The following is an 18,024-nucleotide window of genomic DNA, read 5'->3' on the forward strand; positions in this document are numbered from 1 at the left end:
CACGTGCCCAACCGTCGCGGTCGGGGTCTCCGGCGCCGAGGCGGCCCATCCCGTCACCGCTTCGGCATCCCCGCATAGTGGGTCAGGCCCCCGTCGACGGGTATGAGCGTGGAGTTGATGTAGGCCGATTCGCTTGAGGCGAGGAACACCGCGAGGTCCGCGACGTCCTCGGGACGGCCCATCCTCCCCGTCGGCGACTGGGCGTGACGGGCCGCGAGCATGTCCTCGATCGAGTCATAATGGCCACTGATCGAGCGGTGGATGAGCGGGGTCTCGATGAGGCCCGGAGCGATCGAGTTCGCGCGGATTCCCTCGGAGGCGTACTGCGCGCCGACGACCTTCGTCAGTTCGATGAGTCCGGCCTTCGACGCCGCATACGCCGGGTAGTCATAACCCATGTAGCGCATCCCGCCGACCGAGGACACCGTGATGATCGACCCATGACCGGCTGCGCGCATATGCGGCAGGGCATGTTTGATCGCGGAGAACGCCCCGGTGAGGTTGATGTCGAGGGTGCGGCGGAATCCGTCGGTGTCGAGGGTGTCGACTCCCCCGTTGACGACGATGCCGACGTTGTAATGGAGCACGGTCGGTCCGCCGAGGTGGTCGGCGCAGTGGGCGAATGCCGCAGCCAGCGAGTCTTCGTCGCCGACATCGGCGACGACCGTGGTCAGCTGGGCGTCGAGATCAACCCCACCGAGGCGGCCCCGCTCAATCGTGACCGCGCCGTTCGAGTCGGTCTGGGCAGCCGCCTCGGCGAGGGCCCGTGTCGCTTCGTCAAGCGCCTTCGGGTCGCGGTCGACGATGCAGACTTTCGCTCCTTCGCGCAGGAATCCGATCGCCGCGGCGAAGCCGTTGTTCACCTCCCCGTCCGGGGTGCCGCAGCCGATGGCCATGATCGTCGTGCCGACTAACCTACCCGCCGGCACTGACACGGCTGCCGTCACTGTCGTGTTCATCGTGCGCTGCCCCGTCCTTGGGAGTATTCGGCCTTGAGTTCCTTGCGTGCGAGTTTGCCGTAGGCGGTGACCGGCATCGTGTTGACGACGTGGATCTCCTTGGGCACCTTGTATTTCGCCAGCCCCGACTTGCACAGCGCGGTCAGCCGCTCGGTCAGGTCACCGATGGTGCTCGCACCCGCGGCGCCTCCCCCGTCCCCGTCGCTCTCTTCGCCGCCGGCGCCGAACTCCGCATCGCCACCGGCGGAGATCTCCGCGCGTTCGATGACGGCTACGCCGATCTCGCCCCACTGCGGGTCGGGAACGCCGACGACGACGGCCTGGGCCACCTCGGTGTCGGTGAGCAGGAGTTCTTCGATCTCGCGCGGGTAGACGTTCGAACCGCCGGAGATGTACATATCGGATTTCCGGCCGGTGAGGAACAGGTATCCGCGGTCGTCGAGGTAGCCGACGTCGCCGGTGTGGAAGACACCTCCGGCGAAGGATTCGGCGTTTGCATCGGGGCGGCCGAGGTAGCCGGCGCACACGGTCGGTCCGGCCACGCAGACTTCGCCCTGAACGCCTGCGGGCAGCTGCGTGCCGGTTTCGTCGACGATGACGATCTCGACTCCGGTTCGGGCGCGGCCGCAGGTGCCGATCCCGGCGTCATCGACGGGGATGGCTCCGTGATCCTCGGGGCGGAGGATCGTGATCGCTCCGGTCACCTCGGCGAGCCCGAAGTACTGCACGAGACAGGGCCCGAGTCGGTCGAGGGCCCGGGCCTGGTCGGCGGCGAGCATCGGGGCTCCGGCGTAGATGACGCGCTCAAGGGTGTGATCCTCGGGCCCCCGGCCGTTCGGGTAGCCGGCGGCGATGCGGTTGAGAATCGTCGGGACGGTGAAGGCGTTGGTGATGCCATAGGCGTCGATGGACGGCCACAGGGACTCCACGCTGGGCTTGCCACCAGGGTGGATGATCGACGGAGTGCCGCCGAAGACCTGCCCGAGCATGTGGATGCCCGCACCGTGCGACAGCGGCGCGAGCACGAGGGAGGCCCCGGTCTCATCCTCATTGGGGAAGAGGTCGCAGCGGTGGTTCATCAGCACCGCGCCGAGGTGGCGGTGCGTGAACGTCGCGGCCTTGGGTCGGCCGGTCGACCCGGAGGTGAAGAAGTACCAGCAGGGGTCATCCTCCTCGACCGCCGAGTCGACGGGGATCACGGGAGCTCCCGCGGTTCCGGCCGTCTCGGTGGAATCGACCGCCTCGGTGCCGGTGGGCAGCTCCCCGATCCACAGGACGGGGCCGGTGAAGCCGGTGTCCTTGAGCGCCGTGACGAAGTCCGAATGGGAACGGTCGGCGATGACGGCGGCGGGGGCCACCTCGGTGCTGATGCCGAGCAGCTCCTCGGTCGACAGGGCCGCATTCGGTGGGGCAATGACGCCGCCGGAGCGCAGGATCCCCCAGAAGGACTGGACCACCTCGGCGTGGTTGGCCGAGACGAGGAGGACGGTGTCGCGGCGGCCGACGCCACCGGTCTGCAGGGCGGCGGCGAGCGCCTCGGCGCGGGCGTCGAGTTCGGCCCAGGTCCAGCGCTGCCCGTGATCGTCGTCGACGACGGCGAGCCGGTCGGGCAGGCGCCGGGCGGTCTGGGTGAGGAAGTGGGAGACGTTGACCCCGCGCCGATGCGTGGGCGTGAAATCCTTCGCCGGGGAGGTCTGGGAGATGGCGCGCATCAGCGGACGCGCTCGAGGACGGAGGCGAAGTTCGACACGGCCGCACCACCCATGTTGAAGACGCCGGCGAGTTCCGGGGCCTCGATCTGGATGCCGGGTGAGCGGCCGGTCAGCTGTGCGGCGGCGAGGGCGTGCATGGACACACCGGTGGCACCGATGGGGTGGCCTTTGGCTTTGAGACCGCCGGAGGGGTTGACCGGCAGCCGGCCGCCGACCTCGGTGGCGCCGTCGTCGAGCAGGGTGTGGCCGTGGCCGGGGGCGGCGAGTCCGAAGGCTTCGTATTCGAGGAGTTCGGCGATCGTGAAGCAGTCGTGGGTCTCGAGGAAGTCGAGCTCGTCGATGCCGATGCCGGCGGTTCTCAGCGCCTGTTCCATGGCGGCGCGGGCACCGGCCATCTCCAGGGGGTCACGCTGGGACAGCGGCAGGACGTCGTTGGCGTTGCCCATGCCTCGCCAGGACACGGCCTGCGGGGCTGAGGCGGCGACATCCTCGGCGGCCAGGACCAGTGCCACGGCTCCGTCGGAGACCATGGAGCAGTCGGTGCGGCGCAGGGGTTCGGCGACGTACGGGTTCTTCTCGCTCACGGTGTTGCAGAACTCGAACCCGAGGTCCTTCTGCATGTGAGCGAGCGGGTTCTGCGATCCGTTGGCGTGGTTCTTCGCGGCGATCTTCGCGAGGGCTTCGGAGTGGTCGCCGTAGCGGTCGAAGTACTGGCGGGCGATCTCGCCGAAGACTCCGGCGAAAGACTTGAAGTGCTCCTCCTCTTCCCGATAGCTGGCACTGAGGAGGACCTCGTTGACGTCGTGGCCAGAGGCCTGGGTCATCCGCTCGGCGCCGATGACCAGGGCAGTCTTGTGGCGGCCGGCGGCGATGGAGTCGTGGGCTGCGAAGATCGCAGCGGAGCCGGTGGCGCAGGCGTTCTCGTGACGGTGGGCAGGTGTGCGGGCGAGTTCGGGGAACACGGTACCCGGCAACGCGGCTTCGAAGCCCTGGCGGGAGAGTCCGTTGTTGAAGACGCCGACGTGGATGACGTCGATGTCGGCCGGTTCCAGTCCCGCCTCGGCGATGGCGTCGCGGGCGACGTCGGCCATCATCTGGGGCAGCGGTGATTCGGACCGGCCGAACTTGCCGTGGGACCAACCGATGATTGCAGGTGAGGACATGGACACTCCTTCGGGTACCGGGCTCGCGGGGTGCCTGGGACCGGTGTTCGCAACTCCTTGTCCAAGGCGAGCGCTCTGCACGAGCACTGTCCCCTCATACTTTCCCGGTCCCAACAGTCGGTCAACAAAAATCCACCATATGGAACATCGGTGTCATGGCTGGCCGTCCATTTCCCACTCGCAGCCGCGACTCGGAACCTGCCGCTCCGTCCCCCGAATTGCTTCCTCGTTAGGTGGTCGTTATGGTCACGGCCACCCCGCGAAGAACGTGACCAGAGTGACCACCCAAGCCACAGCCAGCGAGCCGCTCCGGCAAACGCCCCTCCTCTTTGAATGAGGTCACTCCGCCGAGGCGATTTCGCTGAATCAGCGGTTTCGCCTCGGCGGAGTGACCTCAAACGCAGCTGTTGCTGCAGCGATGCGCGTCCCGACGGGAGGCCCTGAGGTCCGGTCGTCCGGCCATCGTCGTGACCAGTGCCCCGATCGGCTGCAGGTCCACGTCAGAGCTTCCCGACTTACCCCTTGAGGCGCGTCATCTCGGGGTCGAAGAGCGGCTCCGCGGTCACCGTGGCCGGCAGGCGACGGCCGAGGTACTCGATCTCCACGGCGTCACCGACCGACAGAGTGTTCGGCAGCCAGGCGTAGGCGATCGACTTCCCGATCGTGTATCCGTACGCCGCCGAGGTGACGTAGCCATCGGCGACACCCGTCCCGATCGCTTCGTCCGACTTCGCCGAGGTGACGTAGCCGTCCGCGACACCCGACCCACCGACCACGTACACCGGTTCCTTGCCGAGTACGACATCGGACGGTACGTCAAGCGTCAGGCAGGTCAGCTTCGTGGCCGCGGCCGCCGCCCGCTCGGCCAACGCAGCCTTGCCGATGAAGTCGTCGGTCTTCGACGCCTTCACGGCGAACCCGAGTCCGGCCTGGACCGGTTCGTGTTCGCTGGTCATATCGGTGCCGAAGGACCGGAAGCCCTTCTCCAGGCGCATCGAGTTGAAGGCTTCGCGTCCGCCGGCGATGATGCCGAACTCCTCTCCGGCTTCCCACAGCACGTCCCACAGCCGCGAACCGAGATCCGCCGAGGTGTAGATCTCCCAGCCGAGCTCACCGACATAGGACAGGCGCATCGCCGTGACGGGCACGCCTCCGAGCACTGCGGGCTTCGTGCGGAAGTATTTGAGTCCGGCGTCGCTGAAGTCCTCGTCGGTGACCTTCGCGATGACGTCCCTGGCCAGGGGTCCCCACAGCCCGATGCAGCAGGTACCCGGCGTCGTCTCGCGCACGGTCACCCACTTCGACGGGTCGGCGGCCGACTGATGCCTGGCCGCCCGAGAGATGGCGGCGAGGTCGATGTTCGAGTTCGCTCCCACCTGATAGGTCTCCTCGTCGAGGATCGCGACCGTGATGTCGCTGGTGATGCCGCCGGCCTCATCGAGCAGCAGCGTATAGCTGACCGCTCCCGGTTTGCGCAGCATCGACGACGTGGTCATCCCGTGCAGGAGTTCACCCGCCCCGGGTCCGGTGACTTCGAAGCGTTTGAGCTGGGTCATATCGAACATCGCCACCGAGGTGCGCGTCTTCCACGCCTCGGCCGCGGCGATGGGCGAATGGAACTGATCCGCCCAGGCGTCCCGCTCCGGTGCCGCCCACTCGGACGGCATCTCCGACAGCAGCGTCGCATTCGCGTCGAACCAGTGCGGCCGCTCCCAACCGGAGGTCTCGAGGAAGAACGCACCGAGCTCCTCCTGCTGCCTCCGGAACGGGCTCGAGCGCAGATCCCGCGGGGAGACCCGTGGCTGCAGAGGGTGGATGATGTCGTAGATCTCGACGAAGTTCTGCTGCGAGGTCTCGCTGACGTAGTCCGGTGTCGTCTGCACATCCTCGAAACGGTTGAGATCGATTCCTGACAGGTCGGTCTTCGACCGTCCTTCGGCGATGAGTTCGGCCACGGCGCGGGCGATGCCCGCACCGTGAGTCACCCACACCGCCTCGGCGACGAAGAATCCGTCGACCTGACGGGACTGTCCGACCAGCGAACCGCCGTCAGGGGTGAACGAGAAGATGCCGTTGAAGCCGCGTTGGATCTGAGTCTGAGCGAGTTCGGGCAGCAGTGTCTTCGTCGCCTCCCACTCGGGGGCGAAGTCGTCCGGGGTGAATTCGAGACTCGAGGGCATCCGTTCGCTGGTGATCTCGTCGGGATCGTAGGTCGGCAGGGTGTCCAGATCGACGGGCATCGGGCGATGAGCATAGGAGCCGATGCCGATCCGCTCTCCCCATTCGCGGTAGTACAGGTCCTTGTCCTGGTAGCGCAGGATCGGGGCCTGCGCACCGGCCGGCTTCTCGTTCTTGCCGATGAGCGAGGGCACCTCTGTGGTCCAGGCGAACTGATGCCCCAGCGGCAGCAGCGGGATCGGGGTGCCGACCATCTCGCCGATCTTCGGCCCCCAGAATCCGGCGCAGGAGACGACGATGTCGGCGGGGATCCGGTCGTCACCAGCGATGACGGCGCTGACCCTGCCCCCGGTCGTCTCGACGTCGGTGACGGTGGTCCGGTCGCGGAATTCGACTCCGACGGCACGGGCGCGTTCGATGACGAGCTGGGTGCCCTTCGCGGCCAGCGCGAGCCCGTCGCCGGGGGTGAGCAGCCCGCCGTGGACCATGTCCCGGTCGAGCATGGGAAAGAGCTTTGCGCACTCGTCGGCGTCGATGACGTCGGCTTCGACCCCGTAGGACCGGTTCCAGCCGGCCCGTCGGTGCAGGTCCTGCAGCCGGTCGGGGTTCGTCGCGATCTCGAGTCCGCCGACGGGCAGGAACGAGCCGCGACCGTCGGGCCCGGTCAGCGAGGTGAGCTTGTCGATCGTGTACTGCGCGAACTCGGTCATCGACTTCGATGGGTTCGAGGAGAAGACGAGCCCCGGTGCGTGCGAGGTCGACCCGCCGGGGATGTCGAGCGGGCCCTGCTCGATGACGAGCGTGTTGGTCCAGCCCAGCTGCGCGAGTTCGTCGGCGAGGTTGGCGCCGACGATGCCGGCTCCGATGATGACGACTCGAGGTGATGAGTTCGGCACTGAGTACTCCTTAGTGGTGAAGATTGTGGGGGCTGATATCGCGGCGGACGGCCGGGCCGTGACCGCGGCTTAGGCGTCGATGACGAGGTCGGACTTCGCCGTCGAGCAGCAGGGCAGGAATTTGCCCGCGTCGATCTCCCTGGCGCGGATGCCGCCCTGGTGGTTCAAGTCGACTTCGCCGTCGAGCTTGACGACCTTGCAGGACCCGCACATGCCCTCCTGACAGTTCGCAGGGATCTTCACCCCCGCTTTCCGCGCCGCCTGGAGGACCGTCTCGTCCTCCCCGACGCAGACGTTGAGGCCGGTGCGCACGAACGACATCGTGTGCTCTCCCTGACCCACAGTAGGCAGTGCGGCGGGGTCGACGATCTCCGTTTCGTCATCGGCGTTCGTCTCCGACGGTCCCATCGCCGAGGCGGTCGCCCCGCTCTCAGCCGGGACCGCGGACCCAGCGTCGGACGCAGGCCCGGGCTCCGCCTCGGCGAGGGTGTCGTCGGTGACCCCGACGACCTCGATCTCGACCTCGTCCTCGACGGGCACTGCTGCCTGGGCGTCGACCGCTTCGGTCGGCGCTCCGACAGCCTCGACCGGACCGTCGGCGTCGTATTCGGGTTCGTACATGTCCAGCGCTGCCGGCTGGGACTCGAAGTACTCCTCGGTCGAGGCCGCGATCTCCTCGGCGATCTCGCCGGCGATGGCGACTTCCTCGGCGTATTCGGCGCGGATCTCGCGGTCGCCGGAGAAGAACTCCATGAACACCGAGGTGTCGTCGACGCCGACGTCGCGCAGCAGGTCGGTCGCGGAATTGAGGTACCCTTCCGGGCCGCAGGCGAAGACCTGCCGACCGTTGGCGTCGGGGACGAGCTCGTCGAGCAGCGACGCCGACAGCCGTCCGGTCCGTCCTTCCCATTCCTCGCCGCATTCCCGATCGCCGAGGCAGTAGAGGACCTTGATCCGGAAGTCCACGTTCGCGAGGAAGTCGAGTTCCTCGGAGAAGGCGAAGGAATCAGGGGCCGCACCGTGGTAGAGGAGGACGACATCGGCCTGTCCGGGCAGCGAGTGGACGGTCCGGACCATCGACATCAGCGGGGTGATCCCGGCTCCTGCCGCGAGCAGCAGGAATCGGGCCCGCCGATCGTAGTCGGCCAGGTGGAAGGCGCCGACCGGGCCGAGCATGTCCAGGGTCGTGCCGGGGCGGATGTTGTCGTGTGCCCAGGGCGAGACCCTGCCCTTGGGGTCGCGTTTGATGGTGATCGAGAACGTCCACGGCTCGGTCGGGGCCGACGAGATCGAATAGCTGCGGGACACCGGTTCGGCGCCCGGACCGTCGATGGGGAAGTCGATGTTGATGTACTGGCCCGAGCGGAAGGCCAAGGGCGCCCCGTCCATGCGACGGAAGACGAAGACCATCATTCCTCCCGCCTCGGAAATGGTCTCCACACATTCGGCGGCGAACTCCTGCGGGTGCCAGGGACCGAGCGCGGTGGCGGCTCCGGCCGGACCCGTGGCACTCGAGAGCACCCGGTTCCACGGCATCTCCAGTCCGCGCACCCGCTGGGCCAGCGGCAGCGCGGGCACGGCGGAGGACCTCATCCCACGTGCTCCCGCATCCGCTGCACGTACCAGCCGATGAAGGCCTCGACCTGGTATTCGCTCTTCATGTACGGACCCTGCTCGTAGAACGGACTCGCCGCTCCCTGCTGGCAGAGTTCGACGAAGTTCTTGTCCTGCAGGTTCGTCTGCTTCCAGGTGTGCGTGAGCGATTCGAGGTCGTAGTCGACGCCTTCGACGGCGTCGTCGGCGACGAGCCAGGTGGTGCGCACGAGCGTCTTGGTCGCACTGATCGGGAACGCCGCGAAGGTGATGACGTGATCGCCGAGGAGGTGGAACCAGGAGTTCGGCTGCAGGTGCATCGAGCAGCGCCCGAGGCGGAAATCCGGCAGATCGCCGAGCAGCTTCTTCGACAGCCGTCGCCCGTCGGCAGAGAACGACTCACCGGCGCCGTCGAGCGATTCGCGGGAGATGCGGATGCCGCCGACGCGGGTGTCGAGCTCTTCGACGACCTCGTAGGGCAGACCGTAGCGGCGGCAGCGGTACTCGAGGGAGGCCTGGGCCTGCTGATTGCGGTCCCAGACGTCTTCGAGGTGCGGCGGGATGGTCTCGTCGGTCAGGCCCCAGGTCGGGAACAGCGAGCAGGCGAGTTCCGGGTGGCCGTCGCAGTGGTAGCACTCGCGGTTGTTCTCCATCACGAGCTTCCAGTTGCCCTCTTCGACGATGTTCTGCTGGTAGGCGACCTTCGTCTTCTCCAGCTCGTGCGGGGCGACATAGGGTTCGAAGATCTTCGCCGTCTCGTGGAAGTCCGTCGGCGGTTCTTCGGCCAGGCAGATGAACACGAGTCCGGCGGCGATCTTGCCGTGGGCGCGCTTGAGCGAATAGCAGGACTTGTCGAAGGTCATCTCTCCCGGCGCCGAGGCGTGGATGAGGTCGCCCTCGGGAGAATAGGTCCACGAGTGGTAGCCGCAGACGAGGTTGCCCGTCGTTCCCTGCGACTCCGTGAGTACGCGAGCGCCGCGATGCCGGCACACATTGTGGATGACGTTGACGCCGCCGTCGTCGTTGCGGAGGATGATGATCGAGTACGGCCCGTAGTCGAGGGTGACGTAGTCGCCGGGCTCGGGGATCTCGGCGACGCTGCAGGCGAAGACCCAGTGCTGGCCGAAGACGCCCTGCATGTCGAGGTTGAACAGGTTCGGGTCCGTGTAGAACGGCGCTTCGAGCGAGAAGCCGGTCCGACGGGTGTCGAGCCGGATACGGGTCTCATCGAGTTTGTCCTCGGTGAATCCGGCGGGGAAGCCCTTCTTCGTCGGTGCCAGATTGGTAGCGGTCAATTCTCATCTCCCTTGATGTCTGCCGATCGTGGTCTCACGACGCTGCGTACGCCCTTTCGACCACGGTCCTCGAACTCGGTGAGCTCGATCACGGATGACACATTAGCGAGCTTCACCCTGCAGGAAAAGCGCGAGATTCTGTTTCATACCGTGCGGAATCAATGCATAATCGTGACCATGATCGATCCGCGGCTGACCACCCTGCGCACCTTCGCCGAGTGCGGCACCATCGCCGCCACCGCCGAACTCACCGGATACTCTCCCTCGGCGGTGTCCGGGCAGCTTCGAGACCTGCAGCATTCCTTGGGCATGACGCTCTTGGTCAAGGACGGACGCAGCCTGCGACTGACGTCGACCGGCCGCTACCTGGTCCGCCGTTCGGATGCTCTCGCAGCGGTGTGGGAGGACATCCGAGCCGGTGCCCTGAGTGCCGGAGACCAGGCCCCGAGGCACTTCGGCATCGGGGGATTCTCGACCGCTTCGTCGAACCTCCTCGCACCCCTGGCCGCGAAGCTGCGCACCAGCCGACCCGAGGTCCGCGTGCATGTGGTCGAAGCCAGCCCGACCCGCTGCTTCGAACTCCTCGTCGCCGAGCGCATCGACCTGGCCGTCATCGTGTCCATGCAGGGCCATGTGCAGGTCGAAGAGGATACGCGCTTCGAAAGCGTCGACCTCCTCGACGACCCCCTCGACGTCATGGTCCCCTCCGACCACCCGGTGGCACGGCGGGAGTCGGTGACCCTGGGCGAACTCGCGGGAGAGGAGTGGATCACGGCCGGCCCGGGATCGCCCTATCACTCACTCTTCGTCGCAGCGTTCACTGCGGCGGGAGTGACGCCGTCGGTGGCGCACGAGTCGGCGGAATGGGAGACCTCGGCCGCCCTCGTCGGCGCCGGCATCGGGGTCAGCCTGCTGCCGCGACTCGCCAGCCTCGCCGGCGAGGACAACGTCAGTCGCGTCCGCCTGACCGGCTCCGGTCGACTGAGCCGCAAGATCATCGCCGCCATGCGGGCAGGCAGTCGCAGATCCCCGCTGATCAGAGATTCCCTTCAACATCTCCGCACGACCTCCCAGTACATCCTCTCGACGCGCCTGCGCGAAGACTCCTGAGCCTGCAGATGTTCCCTGGAGGTGGATCCACCTCGATCCACGCGTGTTTTTCGAGCCGGATCCGCCTCCAGGCGACACTTCTGCCGACCGACTGTGCGCCGAGCACCTCCGCCCGGCCACCGGCACGGGGGGGCTTGACAGAGTTCTGTCACGACGGCGAGACTGCTCCTAAGTCTGATGTCAGACTGATATTTCAGTGAGATCGATGGACTCCAGTCCGTCAAACTCACATGTCGAACTCCCACGCATTCGCACTCATGGAGGCTCAACGATGAGCAATAGGGCAATCAGCTACGCCGGTCCCGGGAAGGTCGAGGTCATCGACACCGAATACCCGGAATTCGTTCTCAAGGACGGGCCTGGAGTCAATCCCGCCAATATCGGCCGCAAGGTCGATCACGGCGTCATCCTCAAGACGGTGGCGACGAACATCTGCGGCTCCGACCAGCACATGGTCCGGGGCCGCACGACTGCCCCGGAGGGTCTCGTGCTCGGCCATGAGATCACCGGCGAGGTCGTCGAGGTCGGCCGCGACGTCGAGTTCGTCAAGGTCGGCGACCTCGTCTCCGTGCCGTTCAACATCTCCTGCGGTCGCTGCCGCAACTGCAAGGAGGGCAAGACCGGCATCTGCCTCAACGTCAATCCCGATCGTCCGGGTTCAGCCTACGGCTATGTTGACATGGGCGGCTGGGTCGGCGGTCAGGCCGAGTACGTGCTCGTGCCCTATGCCGACTGGAACGTCCTGAAGTTCCCGGACAAGGATCAGGCGATGGAGAAGATCCTCGACCTCACGATGCTCTCCGACATCTTCCCCACCGGGTTCCACGGTGCCGTAAGCGCCGGCGTCGGTGTGGGTTCGACGGTCTACGTCGCCGGTGCGGGTCCGGTCGGAATCGCCGCGGCCACCTCGGCGCATCTGCTCGGCGCAGCCTGCGTCATCGTCGGAGATCTCAACGAAGATCGCCTGGCCCAAGCCCGCGGATTCGGGTGCGAGACGGTCGACGTGTCCAAGGGCGACCCGAAGGACCAGATCGAGCAGATCCTCGGCGAGCCCGAGGTCGACTGCGGCATCGACGCCGTCGGCTTCGAGGCGCGCGGACACGGCAAGGACGCCAGCCACGAGGCGCCGGCAACGGTGCTCAACTCGCTCATGGACATCACCCGAGCCGGCGGCAGCCTCGGCATCCCCGGTCTCTATGTCACCGGCGACCCGGGAGCCCCGGACGAGGCGGCGAAGGAAGGGTCGCTGTCGATGCGCTTCGGCCTCGGTTTCGCGAAGTCGCATGTGTTCGTCACCGGCCAGTGCCCGGTGATGAAGTACAACCGGGGACTGATGCAGGCGATCCTGCACGACAAGGTATCGATCGCGAAGAACGTCAACGCGACGCCGATCCGCCTCGAGGATGCCCCGCAGGGCTACGCGGACTTCGATTCGGGCGTGGCGAAGAAATTCGTCCTCGACCCACACGGCCTCATCTCCGCCTGAGGCCTCTTCAGATCTCGCGCTTCACCCGTGCCTCTGATGGCTCCGAGACGCGGGTGAAGCTGTGAGGAGTGGTCGCCGGTCGATCCGAGGGTTTCGCCGCCGAAAACGACTCGGAATGACCAGAGAATGCCGGCGAACAGCGCGGAGAGGTTCTCCATTGCGCCCCGGCAGCGCCCCAACCGCCTCAGCCCCGCTCGTCCTCCAACCGCGTGAACGCCAAGTGGGCGAGCGCCGCGGCCTGGTCGCCGAGCAGACCGTCGTCGAACTGCACGCGCGGCGAGTGGTTCGTCTCCGCGTCGGGGTCGATGCCCTCGGGCGTCGCACCTAGGAAGACGAACGTGCCGGGCACTCTCTGCAGCACGAAGGAGAAGTCCTCGGACCCCATTCGCGGATGCTCCATCTCGACGACCCGCTCGGCTCCGAAGACCGAGCCCAAGCGTTCGAGCGCGACCGCTGACTCGGCGGGATTGTTCACGGTCACGGGGAATCCCACCTGGAAGTCCAGCTCGGCGGTGCAGCGATGTGCCCTGGCGATGTTCTCGGCGATCTCGGTCACCCGCTCCTGCAGCAGTCCCAGGGCTTCGGCCGAGAGGAAGCGGATGGAGGCGATGAGCCTCGCCGAGTCCGGGATGACGTTGCTCGCCTGCGCGGCTTCGAGCTGGGTGACCGAGACGACCACGGGGTCGAAGATGTCGAAGGACCGGCCGGTCATCGTATTCAGCGCCAGCACTACCTCGGCGAGGGCGGGCACGGGATCTCGGGTCGCCTGCGGTTGGCTGCTGTGCCCGCCGGCGCCGTGGATGGTGACGGTGAGATCGGCGAATCCGGCCATGAGCGGGCCGCCCTTCGTCGTGAAACGACCCCGCACATCGGCTTCGACGTGGATCCCGTAGGCCGCGACGACGGGGACGCCTGCGGCCTCGAGCACGCCCTCGGCGATCATCGGTTCGGCCCCGCCCTCGACCTCCTCGGCGGGTTGGAACATGAAGATGATCGAGCCGGGCAGCTCCTCCCGGTGAGCGGCGAGCAGGCGGGCTGCGCCGACGAGGCCCGCCGTGTGCAGGTCGTGCCCGCACGCGTGCATGTTCCCGTTCGTCGACGCGAAGTCCAGTCCGGTGTCCTCGGCGACGGGCAGGGCGTCCATGTCCCCGCGCAGCAGCACCGCGGGTCCGGGCTTGCCTCCCTTGAGGACGGCCACCACCGAGGTGAGCGACTGACCCGTGGTGATCTCGAGTCCCAGCCCGGCGAGCTCGTCGATCACCGTCTGCTGCGTGAAGGGAAGATCGAATCCGAGTTCGGGGTTCGCGTGCAGCTTCCGCCGCAGGGAAATGAGCTCGCCGAGGTGGCCCTGAGCTTCGGTGCGGAAATCTGGGATGGTCATGGGGCTCCTCATCGTGTGGGTGGCGTGCGGTTCGGTTCGACCGGTTTCGGTCGGCTGCTGTTACCAATCTATGCCCTGCGGTGGTCAACGCACCCTTGTTGCCGGTCTACACGGGCAAGTAGTGTTGATTACCCACGTCACTCGATGAGGAGACCGACCGTGCGCATCATCATCACTCAGAACACGACTCTCGACGGCCGCGTCGAGATGCTCGACGACTGGTTCGACCCGCAGGCTCAGGACGAGGAGCTCACGGCCGAACTCATGCGGCAGTCCGCGAACGAGGACGTGCTGCTGCTCGGTCGGCAGACCTTCGAGGACTTCCGCAGCTATTGGCCCCACGCCACCGATGACACAACCGGGGTCGCGGCCCACCTGGACCAGGTCGACAAACGCGTCGTGTCATCGACGCTGACTGACCCGGGGTGGCAGAACACGCAGATCATCAGCGAAGATCCGATGCGGGCGGTCGCGCACCTGCGCGAGCAACCGGGCCGCGACATCATCGTCACCGGCAGCATCACCCTCGCCCACGAACTCATCTCGGAGGGCCTCGTCGACGAGTATCGGATGTTCACCTACCCCGTATGGCAGGGCCGCGGACGCGGATACTTCCACGACGGAGCACACTCGGCCAGGCCACCTCGCCTCAAGCTCATCGACTCGAAGGCCTTCCCCAGCGGCATCACCTACGCGGCCTACGAGCCGAGCTCCTGAGGGACGACCTGCAGCCAGGACCGAGCTGACCACCCCTCACGCCGTACCGAACATGACCTTCCGACCGTCGGGGTCCTCGACGGTGACGACGACTTCGTCGACCTCGATGAGCGGGACACCCGTTCCCTTGATCCGTTCGAGGAACTCCGCCTGATCGGGGATCCGGAAGTACAGATGGGTGAGATTCGACTCAGCCACGGGCGGGAACGCGTAGTCTGCGAACGCCTCCGCCCCGTGGAGAGCGATCTGGATTCCCTCGGCATCGATGACGAAGTACGTGTAGTCCTCATCGCCAGCCGTCTCGAGCGGAAGATCGGCGATCTCGCGGTAGAAGGCGGCGGTCGCCTCGGGGTCGGTGCAGGTGAGGAACACCCCGCGAAACGTCGATTCCATGGCCGTCTCCCTTCGCCGCGGAGGACACAGACCGTTCTCCGTGTCCTTCCGGTAGCCGCAGTGTACCCGCCGAGGCGGCCGACCGTCAGCCTCGACCGACGAATCCCCGTCGAACAGAGGGTGCCCGGAACCATCCCGATCCCACCGGCGCCGATCGCCCTTGCCAAGTGACGCACATGCTCCATACATTCTTCGGGGAGTCGGCCCTGTTAGCCTGGCAGGCTGAAACCGATGAGCAGGAGTGAATGTGCGAACGAACCGGTGGCTGCTGGGCCTGGCCATGTCCGTGACCGTAGTGGGGCTGGCCGCCTGCGGAGGTCAGGGCGACGACGCGAAACCGCAGGAGTCCTCGGCCGCGGCCGAACAGTCCCCCGGCGCCGACTCCGCTCAGGACCAACAGGGTCAGCAGGGCAAGCCGAACACGAAGGACATCCCCGAGGTGGTCGCCGAGGTCAACGGGGAGAAGATCGTCAAGGACGACTTCGTCCCCCTCTTCGAGACCCAGTACCAGCAGATGCAGATGCAGGCCCAGCAGTCCGGCCAGCCGGTCGACGAGAAGGACCTGAAGAAGCAGACCGCTGAGAACCTCGTCAGCACCGAAGTGCTCGTCCAGGAAGCCGATAAGCGCGACATCTCGGTGACGGACAAGGACATCGACAAGGGACTCAAGGAATCAGCGAAGTCGGGACAGATGAGCGAGAAGGACTTCCTCAAGGCCATGAAGGACCAGGGCATGGATGAGGAGAAGGTCCGCTCTGAGCTGAAGAACCAGCTGAAGATCGAAGGTCTCGTCGAGGACGAGTACGGCGAGTTCAAGGTCAGCGGCGAGGAGATCGGCCAGGCCTACGAACAGGCGAAGGCCCAGCAGGAGCAGATGGCTCAGCAGGGTGGCCAGGGCCAGCAGGAGATGCCGCCGATCGAGGAGATGCGCCCCCAGCTCAAGGAACAGGTGAAGAACCAGAAGTCCACCGAGGCGACTCAGAAGTACGCGAAGAAGTTGCGCAAGCAGGCCGACGTCACGATCCACCTCTGAGTTCGCCGGGCTTCCGGTCGGGCCCCGCCCCGGCGGCCCTCACCCCTCAACCACGGATTCCGTCCCACTTGGCAAGAAATTGCCGCCTTTTCTCAAGAAAACACTGAGTGTTCCTCGCATTTCTCTTGTGTGGAACTTACCCTGATGTGGACTATTCGATCGGTCGGACCACTGCCGGTCGTACGCTCCGTCCGCTGACCGGTGTCGACGGTGACACGAGTCTCACTGCAGAAAAGGACTTCCCGTGGCTTCCATTCTCACGCGCTCGGCGATCGTCGCGCCGAAGAACTTCAACCGGTGGCTGATCCCACCGGCGGCTCTGGCCATCCACCTGTGCATCGGCCAGGTCTACGCATTCAGCGTCTTCAAGATCCCGTTCATGACCCATTTCGACGCCGGCGAGGTCTCGATCGGCTGGATCTTCTCGATCGCGATCCTCATGCTCGGCATCTCCTCGGCCGTCTTCGGTCCCTGGGTGGAGAAGAACGGTCCGCGCGCTTCGATGGTCGCGGCCGGAACCTGCTGGGTCGTCGGCTTCTTCATCGCCTCGCTCGGCATCGTGGCCGGTCAGCTGTGGCTGGTCTACCTCGGCTACGGAGTCATCGGCGGAATCGGCCTGGGCATCGGCTATATCTCCCCGGTCTCGACCCTGATGAAATGGTTCCCGGACCGTCCCGGCCTGGCCACGGGCCTGGCCATCATGGGCTTCGGCGGCGGCGCCCTCATCGCCAGCCCGATGTCGAACCAGCTCATGGCCTTCTTCGGCGGCGGTGCCGATCCTGAGCACCTCGTCGCCGGTCTGACCCCGACCTTCGTCACCCTCGGCATCGTCTATGCCGTCGTCATCGCCGCCGGTGCCTTCGTCATCCGCGTCCCCCACCCGGAATGGACCCCGAAGGGGTTCGACCCCTCGAAGGTCGCAGCGAAGCCGATGCAGACCAAGGGCAACGTCTCGGTGCGCAACGCCATCCGCACACCGCAGTTCTGGCTGCTGTGGGTCGTCCTGTTCCTCAACGTCACCGCGGGCATCGGCATCCTCGAGAACGCCGCCCCGATGATCCAGGCCTACTTCGGCATCACCGCCGCCGCAGCCGCCGGCTTCGTCGGACTGCTCTCGATCGGCAATATGGGCGGTCGTTTCATCTGGTCGACGACGTCCGACTACCTGGGCCGGAAGAACAACTACATGATGTACCTCGGCGTCGGGGCGATCCTCTACCTCCTCGTCGCGCTCTTCGGCGGCGGTTCGATCATCCTCTTCGTGCTGGCCACCCTCATCATCATCTCCTTCTACGGCGGCGGATTCTCCACCGTTCCCGCCTACCTCAAGGACCTCTTCGGCGTCTACCAGGTCGGCGCCATCCACGGCGCGCTGCTCACGGCATGGTCGGCGGCCGGTGTGGCCGGTCCGCTCATCGTCAACTCCGTCGTCGAAGCCGGGGAGGCGGCCGGAAAGTCCGGCCCCGCCCTCTACACTCCCGGCATGTTCATCATGGTCGGCGCGCTGGTCGTCGGCTTCATCGCCAATGCGCTCGTCCGCCCGGTCAGCGAGAAGCACTTCGAACGCGAAGAGGACGTCGCCGCCGAGCAAGCCGCCGCCCTCGAAGAGAACTGAAGGAAGGACATCCACCATGAGTGATTCCACCCCCGTCGCCCACGTCCCCGACTCCGGTTCACCGCAGTCGCCCGTCGGCGGCGCCTATAAGACCATCGGCACGACCCTGACCGTCGTCGTGGTCGGCGGCCTCGTCTGGGGCCTGTCCCTGACGGTGGTCAAGGCCGTCGCGATCTTCACCGGCTGACACCCTCGCCGAGGCGGCCCTGCGCAGCCGTCCACCCGACGTCTTCATAGCGGGCCGTCTCCGATCCTCGGCAGAACCGAGAATGGTTCTGCCGAGGATCGATCGTTTCCGGTCGCGGTCCGGCCGCGTTTCGCAATTCGGGGACCGTCTGGACGAAAGCTGGATTCACCACGTACCCGACTCAGTGGCGCGGGTTGGAGTCCCCTGTGCGAATCACTGGGCCCGTGCACCGGCATCGAACTCGACGAAGAGGTCTACAAACTCGTTCGGCTTCCCCGCCGCTGGAGAGAACAGGGACAGTGAGCT

The 18,024-nt window shown here is 66.3% G+C and carries 14 protein-coding genes; 6 read left to right on the forward strand and 8 right to left on the reverse strand.

Going from position 1 to position 18,024, the window contains the following annotated elements:
• Positions 1-53: 53 nt before the first annotated feature.
• The 6 genes from GUY37_RS18105 to GUY37_RS18130 form a co-directional block, all read right to left on the reverse strand.
• Complete coding sequence (locus tag GUY37_RS18105) at positions 54-959, reverse strand: SDR family NAD(P)-dependent oxidoreductase (RefSeq protein WP_208094718.1); 906 nt, start codon at positions 957-959, stop codon at positions 54-56.
• Positions 956-2,671, reverse strand: a complete 1,716-nt coding sequence (locus tag GUY37_RS18110) for an AMP-binding protein (protein WP_166828630.1) — start codon at positions 2,669-2,671, stop codon at positions 956-958. Before GUY37_RS18110 ends, GUY37_RS18105 begins: the two co-directional genes overlap by 4 nt.
• A complete protein-coding gene (locus tag GUY37_RS18115) occupies positions 2,671-3,834 on the reverse strand; it encodes a thiolase domain-containing protein (protein WP_166828633.1) in 1,164 nt (387 codons plus the stop codon). The genes GUY37_RS18110 and GUY37_RS18115 overlap by 1 nt, the downstream gene beginning before the upstream one ends.
• A gap of 515 nt (positions 3,835-4,349) precedes the next feature.
• Positions 4,350-6,908 carry a GcvT family protein gene (locus GUY37_RS18120; protein ID WP_166828636.1) on the reverse strand — a complete coding sequence of 853 codons (2,559 nt, stop codon included), beginning with the start codon at positions 6,906-6,908 and terminating at the stop codon, positions 4,350-4,352.
• Positions 6,909-6,977: 69 nt separating this feature from the next.
• On the reverse strand, positions 6,978-8,501 hold the full coding sequence (locus GUY37_RS18125; protein ID WP_166828639.1) for a flavin reductase family protein: 1,524 nt from the start codon (positions 8,499-8,501) through the stop codon (positions 6,978-6,980).
• Complete coding sequence (locus GUY37_RS18130) at positions 8,498-9,718, reverse strand: aromatic ring-hydroxylating oxygenase subunit alpha (RefSeq protein WP_228278495.1); 1,221 nt, start codon at positions 9,716-9,718, stop codon at positions 8,498-8,500. Before GUY37_RS18130 ends, GUY37_RS18125 begins: the two co-directional genes overlap by 4 nt.
• Positions 9,719-9,973: 255 nt before the next feature.
• Between GUY37_RS18130 and GUY37_RS18135 the strand changes: the two genes are divergently transcribed.
• Together GUY37_RS18135 and fdhA are read left to right on the forward strand one after the other, a co-directional pair.
• Positions 9,974-10,906 (forward strand): LysR family transcriptional regulator, encoded by a 933-nt coding sequence (locus GUY37_RS18135; protein ID WP_166828645.1) that lies wholly within the window; start codon positions 9,974-9,976, stop codon positions 10,904-10,906.
• Positions 10,907-11,177: 271 nt separating this feature from the next.
• A complete protein-coding gene (fdhA, locus tag GUY37_RS18140) occupies positions 11,178-12,392 on the forward strand; it encodes a formaldehyde dehydrogenase, glutathione-independent (RefSeq protein WP_166828648.1) in 1,215 nt (404 codons plus the stop codon).
• Positions 12,393-12,576: 184 nt separating this feature from the next.
• Here the strand turns inward: fdhA and GUY37_RS18145 are convergent, their stop codons facing one another.
• The gene (locus GUY37_RS18145; protein WP_166828651.1) at positions 12,577-13,773 is read right to left on the reverse strand and encodes a M20 metallopeptidase family protein; all 1,197 of its coding nucleotides are present in this window, start codon (positions 13,771-13,773) and stop codon (positions 12,577-12,579) included.
• Positions 13,774-13,932: 159 nt separating this feature from the next.
• Between GUY37_RS18145 and GUY37_RS18150 the strand changes: the two genes are divergently transcribed.
• The gene (locus GUY37_RS18150) at positions 13,933-14,490 is read left to right on the forward strand and encodes a dihydrofolate reductase family protein (RefSeq protein WP_208094719.1); all 558 of its coding nucleotides are present in this window, start codon (positions 13,933-13,935) and stop codon (positions 14,488-14,490) included.
• A gap of 36 nt (positions 14,491-14,526) precedes the next feature.
• Here GUY37_RS18150 and GUY37_RS18155 read toward each other — a convergent pair whose 3' ends face one another.
• The gene (locus GUY37_RS18155; protein ID WP_152346051.1) at positions 14,527-14,883 is read right to left on the reverse strand and encodes a VOC family protein; all 357 of its coding nucleotides are present in this window, start codon (positions 14,881-14,883) and stop codon (positions 14,527-14,529) included.
• Positions 14,884-15,130: 247 nt separating this feature from the next.
• Here GUY37_RS18155 and GUY37_RS18160 point away from each other — a divergent pair, with 247 nt between their 5' ends.
• From GUY37_RS18160 to GUY37_RS18170, 3 genes are all read left to right on the forward strand, one after another.
• On the forward strand, positions 15,131-15,916 hold the full coding sequence (locus GUY37_RS18160) for a SurA N-terminal domain-containing protein (protein ID WP_228278248.1): 786 nt from the start codon (positions 15,131-15,133) through the stop codon (positions 15,914-15,916).
• A gap of 244 nt (positions 15,917-16,160) precedes the next feature.
• On the forward strand, positions 16,161-17,531 hold the full coding sequence (locus GUY37_RS18165; protein WP_166828657.1) for an L-lactate MFS transporter: 1,371 nt from the start codon (positions 16,161-16,163) through the stop codon (positions 17,529-17,531).
• Positions 17,532-17,547: 16 nt separating this feature from the next.
• Entirely contained in the window at positions 17,548-17,718 is a 171-nt protein-coding gene (locus GUY37_RS18170) for a hypothetical protein (RefSeq protein WP_166828660.1), read from the forward strand.
• Positions 17,719-18,024: the final 306 nt, after the last annotated feature.

Source organism: Brevibacterium limosum (assembly GCF_011617705.1).
GTDB lineage: Bacteria > Actinomycetota > Actinomycetes > Actinomycetales > Brevibacteriaceae > Brevibacterium > Brevibacterium limosum.

What these genes read in the sequence shown, in the direction of transcription:
- GUY37_RS18145 (WP_166828651.1), bottom strand. Translation starts at nt 13,773, where the DNA reads ATGACCATCCCAGATTTCCGCACCGAAGCTCAGGGCCACCTCGGCGAG.
- fdhA (WP_166828648.1), top strand. Translation starts at nt 11,178, where the DNA reads ATGAGCAATAGGGCAATCAGCTACGCCGGTCCCGGGAAGGTCGAGGTC.
- GUY37_RS18115 (WP_166828633.1), bottom strand. Translation starts at nt 3,834, where the DNA reads ATGTCCTCACCTGCAATCATCGGTTGGTCCCACGGCAAGTTCGGCCGG.
- GUY37_RS18155 (WP_152346051.1), bottom strand. Translation starts at nt 14,883, where the DNA reads ATGGAATCGACGTTTCGCGGGGTGTTCCTCACCTGCACCGACCCCGAG.
- GUY37_RS18110 (WP_166828630.1), bottom strand. Translation starts at nt 2,671, where the DNA reads ATGCGCGCCATCTCCCAGACCTCCCCGGCGAAGGATTTCACGCCCACG.
- GUY37_RS18105 (WP_208094718.1), bottom strand. Translation starts at nt 959, where the DNA reads ATGAACACGACAGTGACGGCAGCCGTGTCAGTGCCGGCGGGTAGGTTA.
- GUY37_RS18170 (WP_166828660.1), top strand. Translation starts at nt 17,548, where the DNA reads ATGAGTGATTCCACCCCCGTCGCCCACGTCCCCGACTCCGGTTCACCG.
- GUY37_RS18125 (WP_166828639.1), bottom strand. Translation starts at nt 8,501, where the DNA reads ATGAGGTCCTCCGCCGTGCCCGCGCTGCCGCTGGCCCAGCGGGTGCGC.
- GUY37_RS18135 (WP_166828645.1), top strand. Translation starts at nt 9,974, where the DNA reads ATGATCGATCCGCGGCTGACCACCCTGCGCACCTTCGCCGAGTGCGGC.